Raw genomic sequence first — 26501 nt, 5'->3', positions numbered from 1 at the left:
TCTGCGCAACGCCAAGTCTGCGCAAACCTGCTCAAGCTGTCGTGAAAGACGCGTGAGAAGCGCGTGAAGCGGCGGTAAACCGCCCATGTCAGGCGCCAAGCGTCTTGGCCGCCCAGACAAGACAGAGACCAAGCACCATCATCAAAGCGCCAATCATGCGCCGTGCTTCAGGCGGCAGCGCACGCAACGCGCGCAACATCTCTTCAATAAGAGAAGGGGCCAGCACATAGACCAGCCCCTCCAGAAGTAGTACCAGCCCGAGGGCCAGAAGGGCTGTCGCCCAGATGGTCATCACTTGCCGTCTTCGTTCTTCAGATAGTTGAAGAACTCGGAGTCAGGCGACATCACCATGCTTGTGTTGTTGCCTGTCAGCGCACCGCGGTAAGCATTGAGCGAGCGGTAGAATTCAAAGAACTCCTGATCAGCACCATAGGCTTCAGCAAAGATCGCGTTGCGCGCCGCATCGGCCTCGCCTCGGATGATCTCGGCTTGGCGGTTGGCATCAGAGGTGATCTCGACACGGGTTCTGTCTGCCTGAGCGCGCACACGCTGCGCAGCCTCGTTACCACGCGCAATCTCGTCTGCCGCTTCGCGTTCCCGCTCCGCCTGCATTCGAGAGAATGTCGCCGCAAGGTTGGCGTTGGGCAGGTCGGTGCGCTTGAGGCGCACGTCAATAACTTCGATCCCGAGCGCGCGCGCTTCGGCAATCGCGCCGTTGCGGATGCGCAGCATAAGCGCCGCACGATCAGAGCTCAGAATGTCGTTGGACGAAACCGTACCCAATACTTCGCGCGTCTCTGAGCGCAAGATCGAGTCTAGCCTGCGGCCCGCGACTTCGATGGCCTGATCGCCCCCCGCACCTGTCGCTTGGCGGAACTGTTCCACATCATTGATGCGGTAGCGCGCAAACGCGTTCACTTCGAGGCGGCGGTCATCTGACGGTGTCACCTGAAGCTGCGGAATATCGCGGCTCAGAATGCGGTTGTCATAGCGGATAACCTCTTGAATAAGCGGGATCTTGAACGCAAGGCCCGGCTCATCCTTGATATCGACCAAACGGCCGAACTGAAGCACCAGCGCCTTTTCACGCTCGTCCACGATGAAGATCGACGACAGGATGCCAGCAAGAGCCAGCACAATCACCGGCAGGATATATGTTGTCGAGCGCATCAGTTGCTCCCTCCTGTTTGCGTGTCTGTGCTGCGGCGCAGCTCGTTGAGCGGCAGATACGGCACAATGCCCCCTTGCCCGCCAACGTCACCATCAACGATAATTTTGTCCACGTTTCCGAGCACTTCTTCCATCGTTTCAAGGTACAAACGCTTGCGTGTCACTTCTGGTGCTTTGCTGTATTCGCGCAAAACAGCCGTAAAGCGGCTCGCTTCACCTTGGGCTTCGTTCACAACCTGTGCACGGTAGCCTTCGGCCTCTTCCAGAACCTGCGCAGATTCACCACGCGCCGCCGCCAGAACGGTGTTGGCGTAGGCATCGGCCTGCTTCTCAAGGCGGTCGCGGTCTTGCTCGGCGGACTGAACAGCAAAGAAAGCCTGTTTCACTTCTTCGGGCGGATCCGCCTTGTCAAAGTTCACACGGACAATGTTTACACCACTGTTGTAGCTGTCGAGCGTTGACTGGATGAGGTCTTTCAAACGGTCAGCAATCGGGCCACGGTCCCGGTTCAGGATCGGCGCCAGCTCGCTTTGAGCGATAATTTCGCGCATCGCAGATTCCGATACCGCACGAATGGTTGTTTGCGGCTCCCGCAGGTTGAAGAGGAACTCTTCCGCGTTGTTGATGTTCCAAACAACTTGGAAATCAATGTCGACGATGTTCTCGTCGCCCGTCAGCATCAGGCCCGCATCAGCACCCGTTCCACCACCAATGTCTTCGGTGTTTTCGCGTGTTACAGGCATAACTTCGGCTGTCACAACAGGCCAAGGCGCAAAGTTAAGGCCAGGGCCACCGACGCAGGGGCTGTTACACTCGCCAAGGAACAGCTCAACAGACTGTTCTTCAGGCTTCACAGTGTAAAAGCTCTGGAACAGCCAGAGCGCAAATACGACCAATACGCCAAGGCCGATTGTGCCACGGTTGATCGCAGGGCCACCGCCGCCACCCGCGCCACCGCGGTTGCCGCCATTTCCGCTGCCACGGCCGCCCATCAGGACGCGCAGCTGCTCTTGGCCTTTTTTCATCAATTCATCGATTTCAGGAATCTGCGATTGCTCGTCATTGGCAGGCCTGCGCCCGCCATTGGGGCGTTGATCACGCCCGTCATCCCCGTTGTCGTTTCCGCCGCCGCCCCATGGGCCGCCAGAATTACCCGCCATCTACAGATTTCCCCTCTGTTTTAAAGTCATTCAGGTGCTGTTGCATACCTTGTGTGTCTGATGCCCTTTTTCAACCCTTTTGGTAAGGATTAACCACGGCGCACAGGTTCTTTCATCGTTACAATTTCTTCGCTCATCGTCGGGTGCACCGCTACGGTGCGGTCAAAGTCTTCTTTTGTTGCTCCCATCTTTACGGCAATGCCCGCAAGCTGGATCATCTCACCCGCCCCGGGCGCGACAATATGGCAGCCCAAAATCTTACGGCTGGCCTGAGACACAACCAGTTTCATAAGCACGCGCGCGCTGCGCCCTGCAAAGCTCTGCTGCATCGGCTTGAATGATGTCGCATAAACCTCGATCGGCTCAAGCTCGCGCGCCTCTTCTTCGCTCAGGCCCACCGTGCCCATCTCGGGCTGCGTGAAAATAGCCGTTGGTATAAGCGTGTGGTCAGGCTTCGTCGGGTTGCCGTTAAACACGGTCTCCACAAAGGCCATCCCCTCGCGGATCGCAACCGGCGTCAGGTTCACACGGTCGGTCACATCGCCCACCGCATAAATGCTCGGCACTTTGGTCTGGCTATAGTCATCCACCAACACTTGGCCCTTGCGGCCAAGCTCAACGCCAACGGCCTCAAGGCCCATGTCGTCTGTGTTGGGCGCACGCCCCGTGGCAAACATGACCTGCTCAAAGACCTGATCATGCCCGTTGGTTGATTTGACACGAATGCCGCCGTCAACTTTCTCCATCGAGAAGATATTGGTGCCAAGGTGAAGCTTTACCCCGTTCTGGATCATCTCGTCCGAGACAAGGCCGCGTGCCTCGTCGTCAAACCCGCGCAAAATCTGCGCGCCGCGGTAATATTGCGTCACCTCCACACCGAGGCCGTTCATGATCCCTGCAAATTCACAGGCAATATACCCACCACCGAGGATCAGCATGTTTTTTGGCAGGCTCTCAAGGTGAAAAATCTCGTTTGAAGTGATCGCATGCTCTGCGCCAGCCATCTCTGGCTTCACTGGCCGTCCGCCCATGGCCAGCAAGATATGCTTGGCTGACTTGCGCGTCCCGTCAGATAGCTCGACCTCATGCGCACCAACCACCTTGGCCCGCGCATCAAAGCTCTCGACACCGTTGTTCTTGAGGATACCACGGTAAACATTTTCAAGACGGTCAAGCTCGGCATGAAGCTTTGTTTTAAACACGCCCCAGTCAAAATCGCCCGCTCTCACATCCCAGCCGTAAGCCTGCGCATCGGCGATAGCGTTGGGGAATTCGCTGGCAAAGACCATCAGCTTCTTGGGCACACAGCCCCGGATCACGCAGGTTCCGCCGTAGCGGTCTTCTTCTGCCAATGCCACTTTGGCACCGCCCTGTGCGGCCACGCGCGCAGCCCGTACACCGCCCGAGCCACCGCCAATTACGAAAAGATCATAGTCAAAGCTCATGTCTCATAGGCCTTTCTGAAGTCTGTATTTGAAATATTGTGTAAATCCGGGCGCGCTGCCTCAAGGGCCTCGCGCAGCCGTGTCATGTTTTCCGCGCCAAAAACCTTTGGCGAAACAGCTATGACCCGCGCTTTGCCCGAAACTCTATGGCCAACAAATCCCATGCGCTCGCCCGCGTTGAGCGCAAATCTGTCGATTGCCTCAAAAGGAATATCCGTATCGCGCATCAAGCCAAGCACGACGAGCCGTGCACCCGTGATGCGCGCCAGCACGCGGCGGCGAATAAGGCTGCGTGTGAGCAAAGCAGCCCAAAAGCCGAAAACCGCCATCATGACTTGCGAATAAAACAAGCCCGTCTGCTGAAAATCCATAAAGAAGTAGCCGGCCACACCCGCTGTGATGCTTGTGTTTATCAGCAAAATGGTCGTGTTGCGGCGCGGTCGGTGGAGCTCGATCATTCCATAAGATCCGTGAACAGATTGTCATCTTCCAGAAAGTCGAGGCGGTCAGTCTCAACCGTGCCTGCGTTGATATCTCGGATCTCGACCTTGCCATCACCAAAGCCGACAACAACCTTGTCGCAAATATCAAGAAACAGCCCGTTCTCCACCACACCGGGGATCTGGTTCATCACAAGGCTCAGCTGGCGCGGGTTGCCGATACGGTTGAGGTGCAAATCAAGAATATGGTTTCCCTCGTCGGTGAAAAACGGCACATCCCCGTTCATTCTGAGGGTTGTGTTACGCCCGAGCACATCCATGCTCACCAGCGTCTCTTCAATCAGCGCTTTGGTGGTCTGCCACCCGAAGGGGATCACCTCTACAGGCAGCGGAAACGAGCCAAGCCGCTCAACCTCTTTGCCCACATCGGCAATCACGATCATCTGGTCACTGGCCGTTGCGACGATTTTCTCCTGCAAAAGCGCGCCGCCCCCGCCTTTGACAAGGTTGAGTTCGCCATCAAACTCGTCTGCCCCGTCGATCGTCAGGTCCAGCCACCGCGCCTCATCAAGGCTGATCACCTCTATGCCAACATCCCGCGCCAGCTCGGCTGTGCGGGTGCTTGTCGGAACACCTTTTATCTTGAGGCCGTCGTCGCGCACCATCTCGCCCAAGCAGCGCACAAGCCATGCCGCCGTGCTGCCCGTGCCAAGGCCCACGCGCATTCCATCTTCCACAAATTCCGCTGCACGCTTTGCAGCAACAAATTTGGCCTTATCAATCGGTGAAAGTTCTCCGCCCATAGCAGCCTCGCAGATGTGTCCCGTGCCGCCTTATAGAGCGCCGCGCCCGCCCACGCGAGGGGGCAGAGCGGATTCTTTCAAGAAAAGCCGACCATTTTCAAACGCAGGGCAGCGCCGCTCAGTCTTGCGAAAGCCCCGCCGCCTCATCCACCGTGGCGACAATCTCGTTCAAGGTCGTGCCGCCGTCGCCATCACGGTCCATCGCGATCAGCAGTTCAATCATGCTCTCCCGTGACGAGTTGCGCAGTCTCTGGTTCAGGCCTGTCCGAGCATATGCGTTGATCTCGGCAAACTCCACAAACCCGTCTGTGTTGGTGTCCAGCACCTCAAAAGCCTGTGCTGGCGTGAGGCGCGAGAAGCGCCCGGGCCTACCAAGAGTGCTCGCCACATCCGCCTCTTGGGCAGAAACGCGGCCATCACCATCAGTGTCAGACGTCAGGATTTCTTCGTAAAAACCCGCCCGCAAAGCGGCGATCTGGCGGGCCTGCTCTTTATCAAGCGTCTTTGCCGTGACTGTCCCGCTGGGCTCCAGCTTCAGCGCCTCGTTAATATACATTTGCTTGGCTTGCGCAGGGCTGTTCTTAGCCGCCTTGATAATTTGCGGCGGTATCGTCAGTGTGCTCTGCGCCCCGGCACTTGTAGCCACAACCGCAAGCGCGAGTGTTTGAAAAAACCTGTACATATATCACCTCATAAATTCACACCGCCACAATACAACCCAAACGTGCACATGAAAAGGCAGGATTTACGCACAAATAAGACCCAATGTCGCTTTTGCGCGCTGCAATTGGTCTCTCCATGCTTATCTACACAGCATGACATATCGCCTCCACTACGCCCCCGACAATGCCTCGCTCATCATACGCCTCGCGCTGGAAGAGCTGCGCCTGCCTTACGAAACGGTGCTCATCGACCGCGCCGCCGCAGGCCAGCGCAGCGCGGAATATCTGCACCTCAACCCCAACGGGCTGATCCCCGTACTCGAGACACCCCAAGGTGTGCTCTTTGAGACAGGGGCAATTCTGCTCTGGCTGGCCGACACCCACGGCGCACTGGCCCCCGCGCCCGACCACTCCGCGCGCGGCGACTTTCTCAAATGGCTGTTCTTTGTCTCCAACACGGTTCACGCAGAAATGCGGATGATATTTTACCCCGCCAAATATATCGGCGATGACGCAGCCCACCAAGCCGCCCTGCGCGCGGGGCTGCAAAAAAGCCTCGCACGACATCTGCAAAAGCTTGATACGCTCGCAAGTCAGGGCCACGCCTGGTTCGGGGCACCTGCGCCCAGCAGTCTTGATCTCTACGTCGCGACGCTCCTGCGCTGGTTGGCGCTTTACCCGAAAGACTGCGCCCGCAGCTTCTCTTTTGATAAGACGCCGCATTTGTATAGATTAGCGTCTCAAGTCGAACGCCGCGCCAGCGTTCAAACCGCTAGTGTCGCTGAAGGCCTCGGCCCCACACCATTCACACGGCCCCGATATGCCACCCCACCAGAAGGATCGGCCACCTAATGTTTCTCTCTGTCTTTGAAATGTTCAAAGTGGGCATTGGCCCCTCCTCTTCGCACACAATGGGCCCCATGGTCGCCGCTGCGCGCTTTCTGGATCTCATGCGCGCCTCACCCTTCGAGTTCGCGGGGCTGAAAGGCTCGCTGCACGGCTCGCTCGCCTTCACAGGCGTTGGCCACGCCACCGACCGCGCAACCATTCTGGGCCTCGCGGGCTTTGTGCCTGAAACCTATGATCACGACACAGCAGAAGCCACGCTTGCGGCCATCCGCGACACCCACACCATCAGCCCCGAAGGCCTGCCAACGCTCAAGTTCTCCCCGAAAGACGACCTGATCTTTGACTACGGCCCAGCCCTCGCTGGCCACGCCAACGGCATGGTGCTGCACGCCACCGATGCGCAGGGCGATATCATCCTGAGCGAGACCTATTACTCCATCGGGGGCGGCTTTGTGCTGACCGCCGAGGAACATGCCCAAGGCAAAGCCACCGATGATGATGGCCCGCCCATCCCCTACCCGTTCAAATCTGCCGCCGAAATGCTTGAGATGTGCAAAACATCAGGCAAAAACATCGCCGAGATGAAACGCGCCAACGAGATCGCCCGTGGCGGCCATGACAACCTGCGCACAGGCTCGGCCCGCATCTGGCAGGTGATGAACGACTGTATCAACCGTGGCCTTGAAACAGAGGGCGAGCTGCCCGGTGGCCTGTTTGTAAAACGCCGCGCCAAAGCCATCCATGACGCGCTGATTGCGGAGCGCGGCATGAACCAGCGCGCGCCCCACACGATCAACGACTGGATGAGCACCTACGCCATGGCCGTCAACGAAGAGAACGCCGCAGGCGGCCAGGTTGTCACCGCGCCCACCAACGGCGCAGCAGGCGTCATGCCTGCCGTGATCCGCTACTGGCTCGATCATGTCCCCGGCGCGTCCGAGAGCGGTGTAGAAGACTTCCTGCTCACAGCCGCCGCCATTGGCGGTCTGGTCAAGTTCAATGCCTCTATCTCAGGGGCTGAGGCTGGCTGTCAGGCCGAAGTCGGCTCTGCCGCCGCCATGGCCGCCGCTGGCCTGTGCGCCGTGATGGGGGGAACCCCCGAGCAAGTGGAAAACGCCGCCGAAATCGCGCTGGAGCACCACCTCGGGATGACCTGCGACCCCGTGAAAGGGCTTGTGCAAGTGCCTTGCATCGAGCGCAACGGTCTGGGCGCGATCAAAGCTGTCTCTGCCGCCTCGCTCGCCCTCAGAGGCGACGGCACCCACCTTGTGCCACTGGATGCCTGTATCGAAACCATGCGCCAGACAGGCGTCGATATGAGTGAGAAATACAAAGAAACCTCACTGGGTGGCCTCGCTGTCAATGTGCCCAACTGCTGAACAGCCACGCTATGAAATATCGGCGCGCGAAAAGGTGATGCGAGAGACACAACTTTAAGTTGCCAGACTCGCCTCGCCGCTCTAGCCTATCCTTATGGTTAGTGACAAACCCCTTCTCGGCATTGCCCTGATGCTCGGCTTTTGCGCCGTTGCCCCTCTGGGTGACGCCGTGGCAAAACTGATTGGCCAATCAGTCGCTCTTGGCCCCATGTTGCTCATCCGTTTTGTTGTGCAGGTTGCTCTGCTCTTTCCCTTTATTGCGCTGTCGCTCAGGCCTTGGCGGCTCTCGCCTGCTGCGCTGCGCCTGTGCCTCTTGCGCACACTGCTGCATATGGCCGCCATCGGCCTCATGTTCACAGCTCTGCGCCACATGCCCTTGGCGGATGCCATCGCAATTGTCTTTGTGCTGCCTTTCCTCAACCTTGTGCTGGGCCACCTTCTGCTTGGCGAGGCGGTTGGTCAGGCGCGGCTCAGCGCGTGTGTCGTCGGGTTTGCGGGCGTGCTCTGCGTGGTCCAACCGAGCTTTGCCAATGTTGGCTGGGTCGCGCTGCTGCCTCTGGGCGTCGCGCTTTTGTTTTCAGGCTTCATGCTGCTCACGCGCCACATCTCGAACGAAACAGATCCGATTGGCCTGCAATTTGTCTCGGGGTTGATGGCCACGGCCCTGCTCCTGCCCCTGCTGGCTTTTGGCGGGCTGGCCGAGCTTGCCGAGATCAGCTGGAGCGCGCCCACCGCGCGCGAATGGGGCTTACTGCTTTCTGTCGGTGCTTTGGGCACTTTGGCCCACCTGCTGATGACATGGTCTCTCAGCTATGCACCATCCGCCACTGTGACGCCCATCCAATATGTCGAAATCCCGATCGCCGCCCTCATCGGCCTTGCCATCTTTGGCGAGCTGCCCAATGCCATGGCGAGCTTTGGCATGGCACTGACAATCGCTGCGGGGCTTTTCACCGTGGTGAGCGAGCAGGCCAGCCAACGCCGTCGCCTGCAAGTGCCGCAAGACACCGTGGCAATAAAGAGCGCGGCAGAATAACCAACATATCAGGCGCATCCACCTCCAGCTGAACCGGCCCAAGGGCTGTGTTCGACGTCCCGATCAGGCGCGCAGGGTCAAAGCGCAGCCCCTCAAGCGGCCATTGCAGGCCCGTTGCCCTCGCAGTTACCGCCCCGAACGGAAACAAGGAGACACGCGTGCCTGCGGCCAAATCAAGCGCAAGCTTGGGCGGGGCCAGAAAGACAATGTCTTGCCCGCCAATCAACACACAGCGCCGCTCGGGGTAGGATACGAGCGTGTGCAGCGCGGCCAATTCGTGGTCAAGCCGCCCCCCGAGAAACCCGACGCCCAGGACAAGCGGTGCTTCAATACGCGTCAGACATTTCTCAAAATCAGTGCTGCTCTGCTCCTTAACCCTCACGACCCGCTCAAGGCCCAACGTGGTTAAAGCCTCAGGCGAGACAGAATCCAGATCTCCGATCACCTTGTCGGGCATAAGCCCCTGCCCCAGCAGCCAATCTGCCCCGCTGTCAGCAGCCACAAGCGCGCCATAGCGTCCGGCACAGGCCGCAAGCCCCCGTTTGCGGTGTTTTCCACCGCCCACCAGCAAAACCGGGTCTGAAACGTGAACAATAGGGGTGTTCAAAGGCATTTTACCCTTTCTTAAGGAAACAGAACACATTGTCGCCACGAAATGATACGCTAATCTTCTTAGATTCGGTCCGCTTTCGACGCTGTAGGCTGTCATTAACTATGACAATTATAAAATTACGTGGCGAGCAAGAACATGGTTAACACGAATAAAATCCTCACGGTCTCTTATGGCACCTTCTCGTGCACCCTGGAGGGATTCGACGATTCTTTCGGCACTATGAAAGCAATCGCGGAGTATTTCCGCGACCTTGCCGCCGATGACCGTTACTTCGGAGCCGAGCCTCCCAGCCCTGATGCCGAAATGCTGGCGCGCATCGCCGAGCGTGAAATCTCGCGCCGTGTCGAAGCCCACCGGGACAAAGACACATTCGTCTTGCGCGCAGATCCGTCGAGCATGTTGCCCATGGCGGCCAAGGCGCCCGCCGAACCCGCGCCCGCGCCACACGCCAAGGCACAGCCCGTCTCCCAAGACGAGGCCGCCGCCATCACAGGGCTGTCTGCCCTCGTGGCCGAAAGCCAGTCCTCTTCTGACGCAGATGACACGCTGGCAGCGCCTGAGGCCGAACCCTTTGTGCCCAAGGCAAAAGCTCCGGCCGATCCGGACAGTGTCGCGGCCAAGTTGCAACGCATTCGCGATGTTGTCTCAAAGGGCGAGGCCGAAAACGCCTATTCCGAAGATGAACACGCCGAAGACACACTGCTTGATGATGACGCCGCCACAGAGGCATTTCTGACAGGCGCACAAGCTGACATCACAGCAGCCCTTGACGCTGATGACGCCGCAGAAGACGCCGCGCGCGCCCAGGCTGAAAAAGAAGCCGAGGCCAAAGCCGCAGAGCAAGCTCGCGCTCAAGCCGCTGCAGAAGCTGAAGCTGAAGCCAAGGCGAAAGCTGAAGCAGAAGCCAAGGCGAAAGCTGAAGCAGAAGCCAAGGCGAAAGCACAGGCAAAAGCCGAAGCAGAGGCCACGGCAAGAGCTGAAGCGAAAGCACAAGCGGAAGCGAAAGCTGCCGCAGACGAACATGCGCGCACTGAAGCAGCCGCCGCAAAAGCAAAGGCCGAGAAGGCTGAAGCCGAGGCCGCAGCCCAAGCAAAGGCTGCCGAAGACGCATCTGTTTTTGACCTGGAGGATGACGCCGAGGAAGAAGACGACATCAGCGCCATGCTCGAACGGCTCAGCGCAACAGATAGCGCAGGCGAGACAGACCCCGCCAACGACGCCCCCCAAGATGAGCCCTTTGTCGGCGATGACGACGTCACCGATGCAGCGCCAGTTGACGCGTCCATGCGTGCGCGCGTGATCAAAATGAAGAAAAGCGACTTTGAGGCAGCCATTTCAGATGGCTACATCGAAGAAGAAGATAGCAGCTTTGATCACGGCGAAGAATCAACCCTCTCACACGAGGAAGAAGAAGAGCTCATGCGTGAGCTTGCCGCAGTGGAGGCCGAACTGGCCTCACACAAAGCCCCGGCAAAGCCGGTACAAAGTGCCTTTGATGACGCGGATGAAGAGGACGCCTTTGAAGACGATCTGGCCGAGAACGCCTTTGATGATGACAGCATCGGCGAAGATACGGCAGGCAACCTCTTTTCGGAAGACGACCCCCAAACCGATGCCAATGTCTCCTCGACAGTGCGCGCCATGCGCAGTGCCCGCCTGACCGAAACAGCGAGCGACGACCAGATGGGCCGCATCCTCGAAGAGACGAATACAAAGCTCAACGAAGACGAGGGCCGCGGCCGCCGCAACGCCATCGCCCACCTGCGTGCCGCTGTGCAGGCCACAGAGGCCGAGCGCGACCTTGGCGGAGACCTCGGGGCCGATGGCCGCGACACAGAAGTCTACCGCGATGATCTGGAAACAGCCGTGCGCCCGCGCCGCCCTGTTGCGGCCCAAACCACTGGCACGCGCCCCGAAATGCGCCGCCCGGCTCCGCTCAAGCTTGTGGCCGAACAGCGCATCGACACCCCAAAGCCCGATGCCCCCGTGCGCCCGCGCCGTGTGCGCGTCACGCAAAAGCTCGTGCATGACAAGATACCCGAAGCCGCCGATGGCTTTGCCGACTATGCAGAAAGCGTTGGCGCGCAAAACCTCGGTGAAGTGCTGGAAGCCGCCGCATCGTTCATGTCGTTTGTGGAAGGCCAAGACGCCTTTTCGCGCCCCCAGCTCATGTCAAAGCTCAAAGGCACCGACCACGCCAACACCTCCCGCGAAGATCGTCTGCGCTCCTTCGGCCAACTGCTGCGCGCAGGCAAAATACGCAAGCTGGGCGGAGGCCAGTTCAAAGCCTCAGAAGAGATTTCCTATCGCCCCAGCGCACGCGCGGCAGGCTCCTGAGTCAGCCAAACAAGACATGACTCCTGACTGCTCTTAACCTTGGGCGCCCTTCGCGGGCGCCCATTTTTTTTGCGTGGTTTCAAATACGCTCTTGGGTGTATTTGCGCAGCTCGCTGCGCGCCACTTGGCGGCGGTGCACCGCATCAGGCCCATCAGCAAGGCGCAGCGTGCGCACGTGCTTCCACATACTGGCCAGGGCCGTGTCTTGCGAAATACCCTGCGCCCCGAAGAGCTGCACCGCCTCGTCGATGACTTTCAGCGACATCAGCGGCGCAACCACCTTGATCTGGTGAATCCAGACCGCCGCCGCCTTCATATCGCCCTGATCCATCATCCACGCGGTCTTCAGGCACAAGAGCCGCGCCTGCTCGATCTCCATACGCGCGTTGGCGATGATATCGTAATTTGCGCCCAGATGGGCAATCGCCTTGCCAAACGCCTCCCGCTCAAGGCTCCGGCGGCACATCATCTCAAGCGCGGCTTCGGCCTGCCCGATGGCCCGCATACAATGGTGAATCCGCCCCGGCCCAAGACGGCCCTGCGCCACCTCAAATCCGCGCCCCTCGCCAAGGATCATCGCATCCGCTGGCACGCGCACATTGGTCATGCGAATGTGCATATGCCCGTGGGGTGCATCATCAGAGCCATAGACAGTCATGGGCCGCAGCACTTCGATCCCTTCGGTGCCAGCAGGCACCACAACCATCGAATGGCGCTTGTGTTTGGGGGCATCGTCACCGCCCGTGCGCACCATGACGATATAGACCTTACAGCGCGGGTCACCCGCGCCAGAGGCCCACCATTTCTCGCCGTTCAGCACCCACTCATCGCCATCGCGCTCACAGCGCATGGCAATGTTTGTCGCATCCGAACTGGCCTCGTCAGGTTCTGTCATAAGGTAGGCCGAGCGGATCTCTCCCGCCAGAAGCGGCTTGAGCCACCGCTCTTTCATGGCCTCGGTGCCATAGCGCTCAAACACCTCCATATTGCCCGTATCTGGCGCACCGCAGTTAAACACCTCAGCCCCCATAGGCGTTTTGCCCATCTCCTCGGCAAAATAGGCATATTCCACTGTGCTAAGGCCAAGCCCCTTTTCACTGTCGGTCAGCCAGAAGTTCCAAAGCCCGCGCTCCTTGGCTTTGGCCTTGAGCCCTTCCAGTATCTCGGCCTGCCGCGCCGTATAGCCCCAGCGCTCGCCCTTGCCGATTTCGGCCTGATACTCCGCCTCCAGAGGCATAATCTCCTCGGCGATCATCTGTTTCACTTTGCCCAGCAGCGCTTGGGCCTCAGGTCGCAATCCCAGATCCATATTTCATCTCCCTTTCCGTTGGCCTGATAAAAGACCCGACCGTGCAGAGAGTAAAGACAATCTGAGTGTGCCGTTGCGTCTTACTTTTTCTTGTGCCGCAAGCTGAGCAAATGCAGAAAATCAAGCTTGGACAGATAGATCACGGCCTCCGAGTTGCTATGAACAAACGGCACAGGTGGCCGCCATGTGAGCGCATGAGGCGTGACAATCGGAAATCCGTAGGCCGACTGCAAAGGCCCATGGGCCTCGGGCGCGAAGCTGTACATCCAGTCAAACTCGGGCCATGTCATGGCCGAGAGCACAACAACCATATGCCCGAAGGCGCGCATCAGCGCTGGCTTGGCTTGGTCTTCCTCGGTCAAATGCAGCTTATCAAGCTGCACCAACCGTCCGGCAAGGCGGCGCTTCAGCGGCGCAGCCATCGCGCGCAGAGGCGCCTCCGCCCCATATTGCTCGCCAGACACGCGCTGCACATAGTCAAAAAAGCTTTCGTCCTGCAGCTCAATCTGTCGTGCCGCCACCCCGCCCACAGGCTTGCCGCGCCGCATCAGAAAAAGCCAAAACGCACCGCCCTTGGTAAAGTCATTGCGCCGCACATCAAACATAGGCGCACGATAGGGGCTGCCGATCTCCTCCAGCAGCGCTTCGATCTGGCCAAAATCGTCGCATGCCATCACATCACAGCCCAGCTTGCGCAACTCCGCAAGATGCACGGCAGCACTGTCTGCAAGATCCATCTGAAACATTTTAATACTCAAAACCCAATTCAATGGCCCAGTGATGCACCACCCCCTGCCGTATTTCAACGGGTGCTCGTCAGGCCAAGCCGCGATCTAAGGCGCAGATGCGAGAAAACCCCAACTGCCTCTGGACTTAACGCGCCCGAAAACCCAGTATAGAGGGCGTTGGCAAACCACCGCCGAAACCTAAAATTGACTGTATTTTTTCAGATGCAGTCTGCCCTGACCTCGGGCAAACCCTGTGATAAGTGTATTTGTTTCCAACCCCGGCAAGATAGAAACGATGGCACCACAATGATTATTTCATGGGACAAGCTCGAAGAGGTCACAGGCCGCAACAAGACCATGCTGACCTTGTTGTCAAAAACCATTCTGGACCAATCCGAAATCCATGAAGACGGGCTTGAGTTTGACAAAGCCCTGAGCCTGCTTGTCAGGGTCGGCTCCTATGCGGGCAGCCAGCGCAGCGAAGTTCAGGAGCTCACCGCCAAGCTTGAGCGTGAAAAAGCCGAAAAGCTGCAATATGCCGTCGCCCTTGAAATGGTGAAATCAGAGCGCCAGCAGCTCAACACCTATGTCAGCACGCTCGAGCGCCAGTCTCGCTCCAACGAAAAGCGCGCCGAAACAGCCGAGGCACGGCTGCATGAAGTGACGCAATCTTTCGCCTACCTGATCGAGCGGCAGGCCCAGGAAGGCGCGCCACGGCCTGTACAAAGCCAGCCCAAAACGCCACCGCTTCTTCTGCTCAATCCGATCACGTCAGAGCGCTAGGCCCAAAGCGCCAGCGCCAAACCTGCCAGAACAACAAGCGTAATCCTGACGCGGTGTCCAAAATAGCCCGCCTCTAGCGCGCCCGCGCGCAACAGTCGATAATCTACCGCCAAAAGCAAAAGAAACACCCCACCCGAAAGCGCCAAGGCAGGTTTGAACGCCAGCAAAACCAGCCCCGCCCAGAGAGCGAGCGCCAGCACATTGCTCGACACGAGTAAAAACAGGCGCAGCGCCTCCGTCACGCTGTCGCGCTGTCCCCAATGGGTGCCCGCCATAAACGCACCGATAATGAAGGCATAGCCCTGCAACGCCTCTTGCATGAGAGCTTGTGCCTCACGGCCAAACGGCCCCAAGGCAAGCCCGAGCGCCAGCCCCACAAAAGGCAATCCGCCAAGGTACATAAGCCAAGGCACCAATGGTGTCGCTCTGCGTGTCATCATCGTTCCCCCGAGGGTTCCAAAGCCCTTGCTCCTGACTTACTCGGCCTTGGCAAGCTCGGCCTCGATCGCGCGTGTGATCTGTCCTGACAGGGGCTTTGTCGAAGATCCCCAGGTGCCAACAACCTCGCCATCAGCGCCAATCAGAACCTTGTTGAAGTTCCAGCGCGGCACAAAGCCTGTCTGCTGCGCCACAGCCCGATAAAACGGGTGCGCCTCTGCGCCCTTCACCGAAAGGCTCGTGGTCATCGGCATATCAAGCCCGAAGTTGACCTCACAAAACGCCTTGATCTCGGCGTCACTGCCAAGCTCTTGGTTGAAGTCATCCGACGGCACAGCAATCAGCCCGAAGCCCGACGCGCGGTATTTGTCAAACAAGAGCTGCATGTCGTCATACTGGCGCGTAAAGCCACAGCGCGACGCGGTGTTCACAACAAGGAGCGGCTTGCCGCGCCAATCCCCCGTATCAATCTCGCCCCCATCTATGGAGCGAAAGACAAAGCCCTCCCCTGCTGCTGCGCTCAGCGGCGCAACCAACAGTCCAAGAAGCAGCGTGCAAACGGAGGCCGATTTCAAGACCAGTCGATACAATGTTTTCATACCTGTCTTACGCGCGCCGCAAAGCATCGGATCAGTCAAACACTCAGAAGAAAGCGACACGCCCGCCAGAAACGCAGGCTAGCCTTTTGCCCACCTTGCTGTAAAATCACAGCTATCACGTTTCACGGTATCTGTTTGCCCTCCCCCAAAGCATAACGACAAGCGGACCCTGAACAATGACACCAGAGAACAAACGCACAGATATGTGGTGGGTCATCGGGACGGATGTTGATGTGGGCAAAACGACGATAGCCTCTGCATTGGTCGATATTTTAAGTGAAGCAGGCACAGTGATCGGCTTCAAGCCAAGAGCAAACTACCAATATCACAAGTATATCGCAGAAACCTTCCAGCATGGTGCCGATCCGAGCAAAATGATCTGCGGTGACGGCTTTTCTCTCATCAAATATTCCAACCTCTGCTCCGATGACGAGATCGAGGTCGTGGTCCCGTTCCAGATGGTGAGTTCTGCTGGTTTCAGGCAAAACTACCTGACCAGATTTGGCTCCGAAGCAATCGGGACGCGTGCGTTCTACGCTGGCACCGAAAACAAGAGCCTGCTGCGCAGCCCAAAAATCTATGGCACCGGGCCACAGCCATTTGCTTTTTTGCCCCCCGGCACTTTACCGGTTCGGCCTTTCAACTGGCTCACAGCCGCCGCAGTATCAGATGCATGCATCACAAAGAGCTATCAGTACCTCATGCAAAAAGAGCCAAGCTCTTTTGTCTGCGAGGGCGCAGGAGCGTTCCTGCCGATATGGGCGCAGCAGCCTGTGGTGAATCACATTGTGCTCGTAGACAGCTTCCGCATCACGCTTTTTGCCAATTGTGATTTGGAATTGCGCCATGAGGCCGATGAACTGCCGATGGCGCGCCATATAGCACCGCAGCTCGAGGCCCTTTCCGCAGAGAGCAAATCTGCAATTTTGCCGTTTGCGCCGCCCCAACACCGCCATGATGCGGCAAAGCAGACACTCGGCCGTTTGCTTGAAATGGCTTGAAAAAAGGGGGGGCCTGAGGGAGAGCGCGTGCCATCAAGGCTCGGCACCCCGCTGTAGCCCGAATGTCGCCCGCAGCCCAAGGCCACACGCCAAATTCTGGTAGGAAATAAAGCTGTCGGGAGGTCCTAGTGGTGCGGTCGGAGAGACTCGAACTCTCACGGGTGTTACCCCACAGCGACCTCAACGCTGCGCGTCTACCATTCCGCCACGACCGCACGTCTAGGCTGGTGAAGGGTGCTTTAAAGAAAGCCTCGCAGGATGTGAAGCGAAAATAAGCACAGCACCGAGAAATAATCTCGCCCGCCCCGCCTCAGCCCGCCCGCCAGCGCCGCGCAAGCCAGAACAGCCCCGCGCCGCCCAGCACCAGAACAATGGCAAACGCCCTTGTTTCAAAGCCTGCAAACAGACTGTCTGACAGAATACGCCCCGGCGCGAGCGTAAACAGCCCCGCCCCCAAGAGGCCCATCATTGCGCCGAAAATATACTGCTTGTGTGCCACGATGTTGCGCGCCCGCGCCGCGCGCACGGCTTGAAACAGGCTCCCCAGCGTTATCAGCGACAAAATGTGAATCGGGCTCCAAGGCCCGATGAGCCGAATCTCCATCACCCAGAACGAGCTGACAGCCGTGAGCGCCATCGCCGCCACCCAGATACGCCCCAGAGCTTTGTGGCGCGGCGTGCCTTTGGGACGCCAGAGCATAACAGGCGTCAGGGCCAATGCCGCCAAAGCCGCCAGCAAATGCAGCTGCACCTCGGCGGGTGCGTTCAGGATCGGGTCAATCGTCATATCAAAGCTCCTTTTGTCTCGGGTCTCAAATGGGCTATGACAGGGGCAAAGCGGCGTCATCTGCCGCTATGGTAAAGAACGGGTCTTCTACGTGAAACACACCCCAGCGCAGCTTGCGCTTCGTGAAATACGGCGCTTTTTCACAAGCCCTCGCCTTTTGGCAGGCTTGGCAGGGGTTGTTTTGTTTCTCGCTGTGTCTGGCCCCTTTGGCACATTGGATGCCATGGGCTTTCCGGCGCGGCTGGCCTACTGGGCCTTTACCGCCCCCATAACCTTTGCGCTTGGCAGCTTTGTTGCTGCCTATACCGCAGCCCGCGTCAGGGGGCGTGGCCCTGCGTGGCGCACGCCTTTACTCGTCGCCACCAGCACAGCGCTTGCCGTCGGGCCTGCCGTCCTGCTGATCAACTGGTTGGCCCTTGGCCTCACCCCAGACACCCCCGCCCACACCCTCGGCCTCTTGGCCTCGGTGTTTGTGACAGCGGCTCTGGTTGCGCTCGCGCTCTACTATCTGACCCATCACGAGGCCAAAGCCCCAAGTGGCCCACCGCCTCTGCTGGCGCGCCTGCCCTTTGAAAAACGCGGCGCGCTTGTCTCTCTGTCGGTGCAGGATCACTATGTTGAAATCGTCACAACCAAGGGCCAGGAGCTGATCCTCATGCGCCTGAGTGATGCCATCCGCGAAACAGGCCAGGACACGGGCCTGCAAGTGCACCGCTCCCACTGGGTCGCCTTTGGCCACATCGCCAACGTCACCCGTACAGGCGACAAAGCCCGCATCACGCTGAAAGACGGGCGCGACATTCCCGCCTCGCGCAGCTATATTCCCACATTGAAAGACGCAGGCCTGCTGCCCCGCTAAGGACACATCATGATCGAATGGAAACACTCTGACGGCCTTGTGCCTTACGAAGACGCACTCAGCTTCATGGAAGCGCGTGTTGCCGCCATCCATGACGGAACGGCCCCCGAGTGTATCTGGCTCCTTGAGCACCCGCCGCTCTATACGGCAGGCACCTCGGCCAAGACAGAAGACCTCGTCGCCCCCGACCGCTTCCCCGTCTATGACGCGCGGCGCGGCGGCCAGTATACCTACCACGGCCCGGGGCAGCGTGTTGTCTATGTGATGCTGGATGTGGCCAAGCGCGGCCGCGATGTCCGCTGTTTTGTGCGCGACCTTGAGCGCTGGGTGATCAACACCTTGGCCGAGTTCAACATCACAGGCGAAATCCGCGAGGGCCGCGTGGGTGTTTGGGTCGCGCGGGATGACAAGCCCCTCACCGCCACAGGCGCCAAGCCCGAAGACAAGGTCGCCGCCATCGGCATCCGCCTGCGCAAATGGGTCAGCTTTCACGGGATTTCGATCAACGTGGAGCCGGAGCTTGAGCATTTCTCAGGCATCGTGCCCTGTGGTATCTCCGAGCACGGGGTTACGTCTCTTGTCGATCTGGGCCTGCCTGTCACCCTGGATGACCTGGATGTCGCGCTCAAAGCCACGTTTGATGCGGCCATGAGCGCCCCAAGCTGTGGGTGACCCCGCGTCGAATTGTCCGTTGCATCTGGTCAAGCGAGTTGCCAGATATACTGTCAGCGCAAGACCCACATCAAACCAAAGGAAATTGTAGCAATGAAAACTCTTACACTCCTCGCCGCTGGCGCCTTTATGGCCGCAGCTCCAGCCTTCGCTGGCGACATTGAAGCCGGCGAAAAGGCGTTCAAGAAATGCAAAGCCTGCCACATGATCGTGTCAGACGCAGGCGAGGAAATCTACAAAGGCGGCAAAACAGGCCCGAACCTTTACGGCGTGATTGGCCGCGTTGCGGGCTCTTATGACGGCTACAAATACGGCAAAGGCCTCTCGGCTGCTCAAGAAGAAGGCTTTGTTTGGACAGAAGCTGAACTCGCCGAGTATGTTCAGGACCCGAAAGCATATAACGAAAAGCACGACTGGCCCAAGCAATCAAAAATGAGCTTCAAGCTGAAAAAAGGCGGCGAAGATGTGGCCGCATGGCTCGCCTCTGTTGGCCCCGCGGTCGAAGCAGATGCAGAAGCCCCCACAGAGTAAGCTCTGAGCCTACAACGATTCAAACGCCTCCGCGTCCTGCGGGGGCGTTTCTTTTTGGGCGGCACAGCAGCCAGCGGCCTGCCAGCCCCTGAACCCCGCCCCTCACATGATATCTCACCCCCACCCCTTTGATATCGCTCAAGGGGGGTGCGACAATATAATTTGATCTGGATCAACTTCACCCGTTGCCCCAGCCTCTTACACATTCTAAAACATATAAATGATACACCCCGTATGCGCGCAGGGATTCCCTCTGCCGTATGCCGAATTTTTGCACCAAAGGGAGGCACGCATGGCAGACGCAGCCATTCACAGCCACGACCACGAGGACAACCGCAGCTTCTTTACGCGCTGGTTCCTCTCGACCAATCACAAAGATATTGGTCTGCTTTATCTGATCGTATCTGCGCTTGCAGGTCTGATCGCCGTTGGATTCACCATGTTCATGCGCCTTGAGCTCATGCACCCGGGTGTCCAGCACATGTGTCTTGAAGGGTTCCGCTTCTTCACTTCGAGCGATGTTTGTACACCAAATGGCCACTTCTGGAACGTGATGATCACCTATCACGGCGTCCTGATGATGTTCTTTGTGGTGATTCCCGCCCTCTTCGGCGGCTTTGGCAACTACTTCATGCCACTGCAAATCGGCGCGCCCGATATGGCCTTCCCACGGATGAACAACCTGTCTTTCTGGATGTATGTTGCGGGCCTCGCCCTCGGCGTGTCGTCCATGTTCGTGCCTGGTAGCGCGGATGGGCAGCTCGGGTCGGGTGTGGGCTGGGTGCTTTACCCACCGCTTTCAACAGCAGGTGCACCAGGGATGTCGATGGATCTCGCGATCTTTGCGGTTCACGTATCGGGCGCAAGCTCAATTCTGGGCGCGATCAACATCATCACAACCTTCCTCAACATGCGCACACCGGGCATGACCCTGTTCAAGGTTCCGCTCTTTGCATGGTCGATCTTTGTAACGGCCTGGCTCATCCTCCTCGCCCTGCCTGTTCTGGCCGGCGCGATCACGATGCTGCTCACAGACCGTAACTTCGGCACAACCTTCTTTGACCCAGCCGGCGGCGGCGACCCGATCCTGTACCAGCACATTCTCTGGTTCTTCGGTCACCCCGAGGTTTACATCGTGGTTCTGCCAGGCTTTGGCCTTGTCTCACACATCTTCGCGACATTCTCGCGCAAGCCTGTGTTCGGCTACCTGCCAATGGTCTGGGCGATCATCGCCATCGGCGCACTCGGCTTCGTTGTCTGGGCGCACCACATGTACACGGTTGGTATGTCCCTGACACAGCAGAGCTACTTCATGCTCGCCACCATGACGATCGCGATCCCGACAGGGATCAAGGTCTTCTCATGGATCGCGACCATGTGGGGCGGCAGCCTTGAGTTCAAAACACCGATGCTCTTCGCCATCGGCTTCCTCGTGCTCTTCACCATCGGTGGCGTCACAGGCGTTGTTCTCAGCCAAGCTGCGGTAGACCGTGCCTACCACGACACATACTACGTTGTGGCGCACTTCCACTACACCATGTCCATGGGGGCAGCCTTCACCATCTTTGCCGGTATCTACTACTACATCGGCAAGATGACAGGCCGTCAGTACCCTGAGTTCTGGGGCAAGGTTCACTTCTGGATGTTCTTTGTTGGCGTCAACGTGACCTTCTTCCCGCAGCACTTCCTGGGCCGTCAGGGCATGCCACGTCGCTACATCGACTACCCTGAAGCGTTCGCCTACTGGAACTATGTCTCCTCATGGGGTGCGTTCCTGTCGTTCGCGTCGTTCATCCTGTTCTTCGGCATCATCCTTTACACGCTGTTCCGCGGCGCGAAAGTGACCGAAAACAACTACTGGAATGAATATGCCGACACGCTTGAGTGGACGCTTCCTTGCCCACCGCCCGAGCACACGTTCGAGCAGCTTCCAAAGCAGGAAGACTGGGACAAGCAGCACGCTCACTAAGCGGATGCTCTAGACTGATAAAAAGGGGCTCCGGAGCAATCTGGGGCCCCTTTCCTTTTCCTCCCGCCCACGGACAGCGTGCTTATGCTTTATCCAAGCCTCCCCTTTCTCGCCTGCCTCGCCGTGCCGCTCATCGGGCTGTGGCTGGCGCGCCGTGGTGTCAGGGTCTCCCGCTTGTTCCTTGGGCTGGCCGCTCTCATGGGGGCCACAGCCCTGCTCATCTATGCGGCTGACGCTCTGCTCAGCACAGCGGCACAGCGCGCATGGCCCTACTCCAGCGTCCTCGCGCTCACCGACGGCAGCCAAAGCCGCGTCACAAGTGTTGTGCGCATCACGCCGGGTTTTGTGGCCTTCAACGCGGCCCTTCTCGCCCTCTGTGGTGTGCTCTACATCCTCCAAGAGCGGTTTCGCGCCGCGTTCTACAGCCCCTTCACCTGCTGGCTGGCCGCGCCTCTGGCGACTTTCGCCGCCACAACCGAGCCGATGAGCTTTGCCATCGCCTATTTCGCAGGCTTCTATGACTGGACCTTCGCCCGCGCTGTGGACAAAAGCTTCATCATCGCCACCACCCTTGGCTTTACCCTCACTGCCGTCGCCATCGCAGGGTTTACGCTGCAATTTGCAGTCTCTGTTCTGCGCGCGCTCAACGGGCAAAGGAGCGCATAATGCCCTACCACTGGACCTCCACCGATACCGCCAAAACACTCACACTCTGGCCGCACCGCTCCCTGCCCATCCGTGGCTTTGCAGGCGTCTTTGGAAGCATCTTCATTCTCGCCATCATCCCCCTCTTCGGGCTGATTGGCACATCTCTTTTGTGGGGGATGTTGCCCTTCGTGCTGATCACGCTCACGGGCCTCTACTTTGCCTTCATGCACACCTACCGCACAGGCGATGCCCGCGAGGTGCTCACCATCGGTCCAGAGGAGACCCTGCTCAAGCACACACCCTACAAAGGCGCACCGCTTGACTGGGCCTGCAACACCTACTGGACGCGCGCGCGCATCTACCCCAACGAAGGGCCCGTGCGCCACTACATCACCCTCTCAGGCAATGGCCGCGAGGCCGAGCTGGGGCGCTTTCTGTCTGAAGACGAGCGCAAAGCGCTCTTTGGCGAGCTGACAGACGCGCTCAAAAAGGCTCAAACCTGAGAGCCAGAGCCGAAAACAGCGCAGCGCCTCAGGCGCTCACCTCGGGCTGTGGCAAAAGCTGCACCGCATCAATCAGCCACGTGCCGTCTGTTTCAATCATACGGTAATCCAGCAGGAATTGCGCGCCCTTGGCATCACTGATCAGCACTTTCTGCCAAAGCTTGCCTGCGATAATCCGCGCCTCGAGGTAGCGCACCGTCTCTGGCCGCCAGACCATAGGGTAGCCGCTGCGCACCATCGCGCCGAAGTTCTCCGCCGTGCCAAAAACATCGCGGATCATCGGGCTGGCATAGGTAAAGGCACGGGCAAAATCATCGGCCTTAAAGGCCTCGATCTGCGCCCCGATCACCTCGCGCACAGCCGCATCATCAGCCGCTGCAGGCCGCACCCACAGCGCCAAAGCGATCGCAAATCCAAGTAAAATCTGTTTCATAGCGTACCCCCTTTGTAAAAAGGGATACGCCCAACCCGCCCGCGCGGATCACTTAGCCAAGGTCGCCCGCGAGGCCCTGCTCGATCAGCGTGATCGTCTCATCCACACCATAGAGCGCAATAAAGCTGCCAAAGCGCGGCCCCTGGCTTGCGCCCATCAGCACCTCATAGATCGCTGCAAACCAGTCGCGCAGGTTCTCAAAGCCGTGGTTCTTCCCCACAGCAAAGACAATGCTCTGCAAGTCTTCGCCATCTGTCATGTCGAGCGCTGCCACAGGCGCATCATTGCCCATCGCTGCGTTCTTCTTGGCGATCATCTCGCGCGCAAGCTCAGGGTCTTTCAAAGCCGCCACAAGGTCTGTGAGCGCCGCGCGCTCCTGATCTGTTGGCGCACGGAAGACACGCGTGGGTTTCACAAAGTCGTTGAAGTAGCGCACAGCATAGCCCGCCGCCGCATCAAGCTGGGGGTTGTTTTCTGCACTCGCCTCAGGCGCATAGCGCTGGATAAAGCCCCACAGCCCCTCTTTGTCCTCAGACGCCGCCACGCTGGCAAGGTTGAGCAGCATGGAAAACGGCACAACCATATCCGACTTGGGCACATCGCCTGAGTGGATGTGATACACAGGGTTGTTGAGCCGCTGGGTCTCGTCCTGTGTCTCATAGGCGCGCAGCTGCTGGTGGTATTCGTCCACCGCCTTGGGAATCACATCAAAGTGCATCCGCTTGGCTGTCTGTGGCTTGAGGTACATAAAATACCCGAGGCTCTCCGTGCTGGCATAGGTCAGCCACTCGTCAATGCTCACACCATTGCCTGATGATTTCGAGATCTTCTGCCCGTTCTCATCCAGAAACAGCTCATATGTGAAATGCTCGGGCGCCCGCATACCAAGGATACGGCAAATGCTGTCATAGATCGGCGTGTTGGTGCTGTGGTCCTTGCCATACATCTCAAAGTCCACGCCCAGCGCAGCCCAGCGCGCGCCAAAGTCGGGCTTCCACTGCAACTTCACGTTACCGCCTGTCACGGGCAGGGTCATCTCTTCGCCGTCTTCTGTGTCAAAGGTGATGGTGCCCTCTTTGGCATTGACCTCTTTCATCGGCACATACAGCACCCGCCCTGTCTCGGGGTGGATGGGCAGGAAGATAGAGTAGGTCTTGCGGCGCTCTTCGCGCAACGACTTCAGCATCACAGCCATGATCTCGTCATACTTCTCGGCGGCGCGCAAAAGCACCTCGTCAAACTGCCCCGAGGCATAGAATTCGGTGGCCGAAAAGAACTCGTAGTCAAAGCCGAATGTATCAAGGAAGCGGCGCAGCATCGCGTTGTTATGCGCGCCAAAGCTGTCAAACTTCTCGAAAGGGTCAGGCACGCTTGTGAGCGGCTTTTGCAAATGTTCCGCCAACGCCTCGGGGTTGGGCACATTGCCGGGCACTTTGCGCATCCCGTCCAGATCATCGGAGAAACAGATGAGCTTGGTGGGGATGTCGGACATCACAGTAAAGGCATGGCGGATCATCGTCGTGCGTGCGACCTCGCCAAAGGTGCCGATATGGGGCAAGCCCGAGGGGCCATAGCCCGTCTCAAACAAGACATAGCCCTTTTCCGGCGGCTGCTTCTCGTAGCGTTTCAAAACGCGGCGCGCCTCTACAAAGGGCCAGGCTTTTGATTTCATCGCAGCGTCACGCAGTGCCGACATTGTATTTTCTCCATTCAGGCCCATTTGCACATCGCAAGAGCCAAACTTCATGCTTCCTATTGGCAAGCGCGGCATTGGTCAATATTCTGCACCGCAACAAAGCCCTTAAGGAGCGCCCGAAATGAACGAAAACTTGCCGCACCCCATGTCGCCCCAAGACTGCCTCGTTGCGGTGATGATCGCCGTTTCCGCCTCTGACGAGGATATTCGCACAGCCGAACTCATCAAAATCGAAAATGCAGTCAACATGCTGCCCGTTTTTGCAGGCTATGACATTGACCGCATGAACCGCACCGCACAGGTGGTGTTTGACCTCTTCGCCCAAGAAGACGGGCTTGATGCGCTTTTTGGTCTCGTGCGCGACAATCTTCCAGAAGCGCTCTTTGAGACAGCCTATGCGCTGGCCTGCGATGTTGCCGCCGCCGACGGCACCCTCGCCGAAACCGAGCTGCGCCTCCTGGAAGAAATCCGCTACGAGCTGGCGCTCGACCGTCTTCACGCCGCCGCCATCGAGCGCGGCGCACGGGCGCGTCACATCACGCTCTAAGCACCGTAGAGCGCGCCCCAGCGCTCGATCAGGCCTTGTTGCAAGCCTTTGGCGCGCCTGTTCCAGCTGCGCGCGCCACGTGGTGCTTCGCGGTCTTCGCGCTTGATCCGCCGCCGCTGGGCCTCATCGGCAGCAAAGATAGCAAAGCTCACTTCGGTTCCGTCGGCTGTGCGGGCAAAGCCAGCCAAAGCGCTGACAAAATTGAGCGTGCCCGTCTTGGCATGCACATCAATAGGGTGGGACTTGTTCACGCGCCCCTTGTCGTCGCGCAGCGCAATGCGCTTGAGCAGCGGCTCGATGGTACTGCGCGCGCGTACCAAGGCCCGCGCCATGTCTTCGGCGGTGGCTTCCGAGGCGTCGCCAAGCCCCGAATGGTCCACAAAGCGGCTCGCGCCCATGCCCAGCGCCCCGCTGGCCCAACGGCTCATCTCACCAGCGCTGGCCTTCAGGCTTCCTGCTTTGCCGCTGCGCGCCTGCGTGGCCGCAAGCCCGATCATCTCGGCCATAAGGTTGTTGGAATAGAGCAAAAAATCGCGGCAAAGGCTGCTCAGCGCGGCGCTCTGCTGGCGCACCAGCACTGTCCCTGCGCTGCTGCCTTTGCGCGGCTCGGGCAAGCGCACCCCTTGGGCCCGCGCCAGCTCGCGCAGCACTTCCCCCGCATAGATCTCGGGCTGGCGCACAGGCAGCCAGCGCGAGCCGCCCTTGCCCAGCGCTTGAGCGGCCACGCTCCATTCGTCGCGCCCGCCTTTGCTGGCGTAGCTGTAAACAGGTGCATCCCGCGCCGCGATGCTCATCTTGGCAAAGCGCACAGCAGGGCGGTGGCGGTCGCTGCGCGCCTCCATGCTGGTGGCCCATTTGCCGCCCGCGCGCTTCCACTCAAAATGCACACGGTTAAAATTGAGCGCGATTCCCGAAATCGCAGGGTTGTAGCCCACATGGTCAGGCTGGGCGCGGTCAATCGCTGCAAGGCTCGGCAAAGCGCTTCCATCCACAAGAAAGCGCCCCTTGACCTCCCGCACACCCGCCGCCTTCAGCTCGGCAGCCATGGCGGCCAGACGGTCGGTGTCTAGGCTCGGGTCGCCCCCGCCTTTCAGGATCAGATCA

At 58.9% G+C, this 26501-nt stretch carries 29 protein-coding genes and 1 tRNA gene; 13 read left to right on the top strand and 17 right to left on the bottom strand.

All coding sequences use genetic code 11. The features are described 5' to 3' along the window. Positions 1–88: 88 nt before the first annotated feature. The 7 genes from ACTG3X_RS00900 to ACTG3X_RS00870 form a co-directional block, all read right to left on the bottom strand. A complete protein-coding gene (locus tag ACTG3X_RS00900; protein WP_439109336.1) occupies positions 89–292 on the bottom strand; it encodes a DUF2065 family protein in 204 nt (67 codons plus the stop codon). Further along, positions 292–1170, bottom strand: a complete 879-nt coding sequence (gene hflC / locus ACTG3X_RS00895) for a protease modulator HflC (RefSeq protein WP_439109335.1) — start codon at positions 1168–1170, stop codon at positions 292–294. The genes ACTG3X_RS00900 and hflC overlap by 1 nt, the downstream gene beginning before the upstream one ends. Next, positions 1170–2330 (bottom strand): FtsH protease activity modulator HflK, encoded by a 1161-nt coding sequence (hflK, locus tag ACTG3X_RS00890; RefSeq protein WP_439109334.1) that lies wholly within the window; start codon positions 2328–2330, stop codon positions 1170–1172. The genes hflC and hflK overlap by 1 nt, the downstream gene beginning before the upstream one ends. Before the next feature lie 89 nt (positions 2331–2419). Further along, on the bottom strand, positions 2420–3775 hold the full coding sequence (gor, locus tag ACTG3X_RS00885) for a glutathione-disulfide reductase (protein WP_439109333.1): 1356 nt from the start codon (positions 3773–3775) through the stop codon (positions 2420–2422). After that, positions 3772–4233: a hypothetical protein gene (locus ACTG3X_RS00880; RefSeq protein ID WP_439109332.1), complete on the bottom strand. Its 462-nt coding sequence runs from the start codon at positions 4231–4233 to the stop codon at positions 3772–3774. The genes gor and ACTG3X_RS00880 overlap by 4 nt, the downstream gene beginning before the upstream one ends. Further along, the gene (gene rpiA, locus ACTG3X_RS00875) at positions 4230–5018 is read right to left on the bottom strand and encodes a ribose-5-phosphate isomerase RpiA (protein ID WP_439109331.1); all 789 of its coding nucleotides are present in this window, start codon (positions 5016–5018) and stop codon (positions 4230–4232) included. Before rpiA ends, ACTG3X_RS00880 begins: the two co-directional genes overlap by 4 nt. Positions 5019–5136: 118 nt before the next feature. Beyond that, positions 5137–5700 carry an EF-hand domain-containing protein gene (locus ACTG3X_RS00870; RefSeq protein ID WP_439109330.1) on the bottom strand — a complete coding sequence of 188 codons (564 nt, stop codon included), beginning with the start codon at positions 5698–5700 and terminating at the stop codon, positions 5137–5139. 133 nt (positions 5701–5833) lie between these two features. Between ACTG3X_RS00870 and ACTG3X_RS00865 the strand changes: the two genes are divergently transcribed. From ACTG3X_RS00865 to ACTG3X_RS00855, 3 genes are all read left to right on the top strand, one after another. Further along, positions 5834–6532: a glutathione S-transferase family protein gene (locus ACTG3X_RS00865; protein ID WP_439109329.1), complete on the top strand. Its 699-nt coding sequence runs from the start codon at positions 5834–5836 to the stop codon at positions 6530–6532. Next, positions 6532–7908 carry an L-serine ammonia-lyase gene (locus tag ACTG3X_RS00860; protein ID WP_439109328.1) on the top strand — a complete coding sequence of 459 codons (1377 nt, stop codon included), beginning with the start codon at positions 6532–6534 and terminating at the stop codon, positions 7906–7908. The genes ACTG3X_RS00865 and ACTG3X_RS00860 overlap by 1 nt, the downstream gene beginning before the upstream one ends. Positions 7909–8002: 94 nt before the next feature. After that, entirely contained in the window at positions 8003–8944 is a 942-nt protein-coding gene (locus tag ACTG3X_RS00855) for a DMT family transporter (protein ID WP_439109327.1), read from the top strand. On the opposite strand, the gene ACTG3X_RS00850 is transcribed toward ACTG3X_RS00855, so the two are convergent. Next, on the bottom strand, positions 8859–9557 hold the full coding sequence (locus ACTG3X_RS00850; protein WP_439109326.1) for a thiamine diphosphokinase: 699 nt from the start codon (positions 9555–9557) through the stop codon (positions 8859–8861). The genes ACTG3X_RS00855 and ACTG3X_RS00850 overlap by 86 nt on opposite strands. Positions 9558–9776: 219 nt before the next feature. Here ACTG3X_RS00850 and ACTG3X_RS00845 point away from each other — a divergent pair, with 219 nt between their 5' ends. Next, the gene (locus ACTG3X_RS00845) at positions 9777–11894 is read left to right on the top strand and encodes a hypothetical protein (protein ID WP_439109325.1); all 2118 of its coding nucleotides are present in this window, start codon (positions 9777–9779) and stop codon (positions 11892–11894) included. Between the two features lie 79 nt (positions 11895–11973). Here ACTG3X_RS00845 and ACTG3X_RS00840 read toward each other — a convergent pair whose 3' ends face one another. Next, positions 11974–13203, bottom strand: a complete 1230-nt coding sequence (locus ACTG3X_RS00840; RefSeq protein ID WP_439109324.1) for an acyl-CoA dehydrogenase family protein — start codon at positions 13201–13203, stop codon at positions 11974–11976. An 80-nt stretch (positions 13204–13283) separates the two neighbouring features. Then, positions 13284–13949 carry a hypothetical protein gene (locus tag ACTG3X_RS00835; protein WP_439109323.1) on the bottom strand — a complete coding sequence of 222 codons (666 nt, stop codon included), beginning with the start codon at positions 13947–13949 and terminating at the stop codon, positions 13284–13286. A gap of 288 nt (positions 13950–14237) precedes the next feature. On the opposite strand from ACTG3X_RS00835, the gene ACTG3X_RS00830 reads away from it, so the two are divergent. Then, positions 14238–14714: a hypothetical protein gene (locus ACTG3X_RS00830; RefSeq protein ID WP_439109322.1), complete on the top strand. Its 477-nt coding sequence runs from the start codon at positions 14238–14240 to the stop codon at positions 14712–14714. Here ACTG3X_RS00830 and ACTG3X_RS00825 read toward each other — a convergent pair. After that, positions 14711–15151, bottom strand: a complete 441-nt coding sequence (locus ACTG3X_RS00825) for a DUF3429 domain-containing protein (protein ID WP_439109321.1) — start codon at positions 15149–15151, stop codon at positions 14711–14713. The genes ACTG3X_RS00830 and ACTG3X_RS00825 overlap by 4 nt on opposite strands. A 39-nt stretch (positions 15152–15190) precedes the next feature. Beyond that, positions 15191–15751: a glutathione peroxidase gene (locus ACTG3X_RS00820; RefSeq protein ID WP_439109320.1), complete on the bottom strand. Its 561-nt coding sequence runs from the start codon at positions 15749–15751 to the stop codon at positions 15191–15193. 176 nt (positions 15752–15927) lie between these two features. Between ACTG3X_RS00820 and ACTG3X_RS00815 the strand changes: the two genes are divergently transcribed. Next, a complete protein-coding gene (locus ACTG3X_RS00815; RefSeq protein ID WP_439109319.1) occupies positions 15928–16752 on the top strand; it encodes a hypothetical protein in 825 nt (274 codons plus the stop codon). 129 nt (positions 16753–16881) lie between these two features. Here the strand turns inward: ACTG3X_RS00815 and ACTG3X_RS00810 are convergent. After that, positions 16882–16967, bottom strand: a tRNA-Leu gene (locus tag ACTG3X_RS00810). A 95-nt stretch (positions 16968–17062) separates the two neighbouring features. Next, positions 17063–17539, bottom strand: coding sequence for a DUF2306 domain-containing protein (locus ACTG3X_RS00805; RefSeq protein WP_439109318.1), 477 nt, complete (start codon positions 17537–17539; stop codon positions 17063–17065). Positions 17540–17630: 91 nt separating this feature from the next. On the opposite strand from ACTG3X_RS00805, the gene ACTG3X_RS00800 reads away from it, so the two are divergent. The 6 genes from ACTG3X_RS00800 to ACTG3X_RS00775 all read left to right on the top strand — a co-directional run bounded on the left by ACTG3X_RS00800 (position 17631) and on the right by ACTG3X_RS00775 (position 22721). Further along, complete coding sequence (locus ACTG3X_RS00800; RefSeq protein WP_439109317.1) at positions 17631–18398, top strand: LytTR family DNA-binding domain-containing protein; 768 nt, start codon at positions 17631–17633, stop codon at positions 18396–18398. A 9-nt stretch (positions 18399–18407) separates the two neighbouring features. Further along, the gene (lipB, locus tag ACTG3X_RS00795; RefSeq protein ID WP_439109316.1) at positions 18408–19070 is read left to right on the top strand and encodes a lipoyl(octanoyl) transferase LipB; all 663 of its coding nucleotides are present in this window, start codon (positions 18408–18410) and stop codon (positions 19068–19070) included. Positions 19071–19163: 93 nt separating this feature from the next. Beyond that, positions 19164–19601 carry a c-type cytochrome gene (locus tag ACTG3X_RS00790; protein ID WP_439109315.1) on the top strand — a complete coding sequence of 146 codons (438 nt, stop codon included), beginning with the start codon at positions 19164–19166 and terminating at the stop codon, positions 19599–19601. 292 nt (positions 19602–19893) lie between these two features. Next, positions 19894–21570 (top strand): cytochrome c oxidase subunit I, encoded by a 1677-nt coding sequence (locus ACTG3X_RS00785; protein WP_439109314.1) that lies wholly within the window; start codon positions 19894–19896, stop codon positions 21568–21570. A gap of 84 nt (positions 21571–21654) precedes the next feature. After that, positions 21655–22236: a hypothetical protein gene (locus tag ACTG3X_RS00780; RefSeq protein ID WP_439109313.1), complete on the top strand. Its 582-nt coding sequence runs from the start codon at positions 21655–21657 to the stop codon at positions 22234–22236. Next, positions 22236–22721: a DUF2244 domain-containing protein gene (locus ACTG3X_RS00775; protein WP_439109312.1), complete on the top strand. Its 486-nt coding sequence runs from the start codon at positions 22236–22238 to the stop codon at positions 22719–22721. Before ACTG3X_RS00780 ends, ACTG3X_RS00775 begins: the two co-directional genes overlap by 1 nt. A gap of 28 nt (positions 22722–22749) precedes the next feature. On the opposite strand, the gene ACTG3X_RS00770 is transcribed toward ACTG3X_RS00775, so the two are convergent. Further along, complete coding sequence (locus ACTG3X_RS00770; protein ID WP_439109311.1) at positions 22750–23154, bottom strand: DUF4864 domain-containing protein; 405 nt, start codon at positions 23152–23154, stop codon at positions 22750–22752. 52 nt (positions 23155–23206) lie between these two features. Further along, entirely contained in the window at positions 23207–24850 is a 1644-nt protein-coding gene (locus tag ACTG3X_RS00765) for a lysine--tRNA ligase (protein WP_439109310.1), read from the bottom strand. Between the two features lie 121 nt (positions 24851–24971). Between ACTG3X_RS00765 and ACTG3X_RS00760 the strand changes: the two genes are divergently transcribed. Next, complete coding sequence (locus ACTG3X_RS00760; protein ID WP_439109309.1) at positions 24972–25397, top strand: tellurite resistance TerB family protein; 426 nt, start codon at positions 24972–24974, stop codon at positions 25395–25397. Here ACTG3X_RS00760 and ACTG3X_RS00755 read toward each other — a convergent pair. After that, a partial coding sequence (locus ACTG3X_RS00755; RefSeq protein ID WP_439109308.1) for a D-alanyl-D-alanine carboxypeptidase occupies positions 25394–26501 on the bottom strand: 1108 nt, incomplete at its 5' end. The two genes, ACTG3X_RS00760 and ACTG3X_RS00755, sit on opposite strands and share 4 nt — an antisense overlap.

The sequence above is a fragment of the Lentibacter sp. genome, assembly GCF_965658795.1.
GTDB lineage: Bacteria > Pseudomonadota > Alphaproteobacteria > Rhodobacterales > Rhodobacteraceae > Lentibacter.
This window is presented reverse-complemented; position numbering and strand designations above follow the sequence as displayed.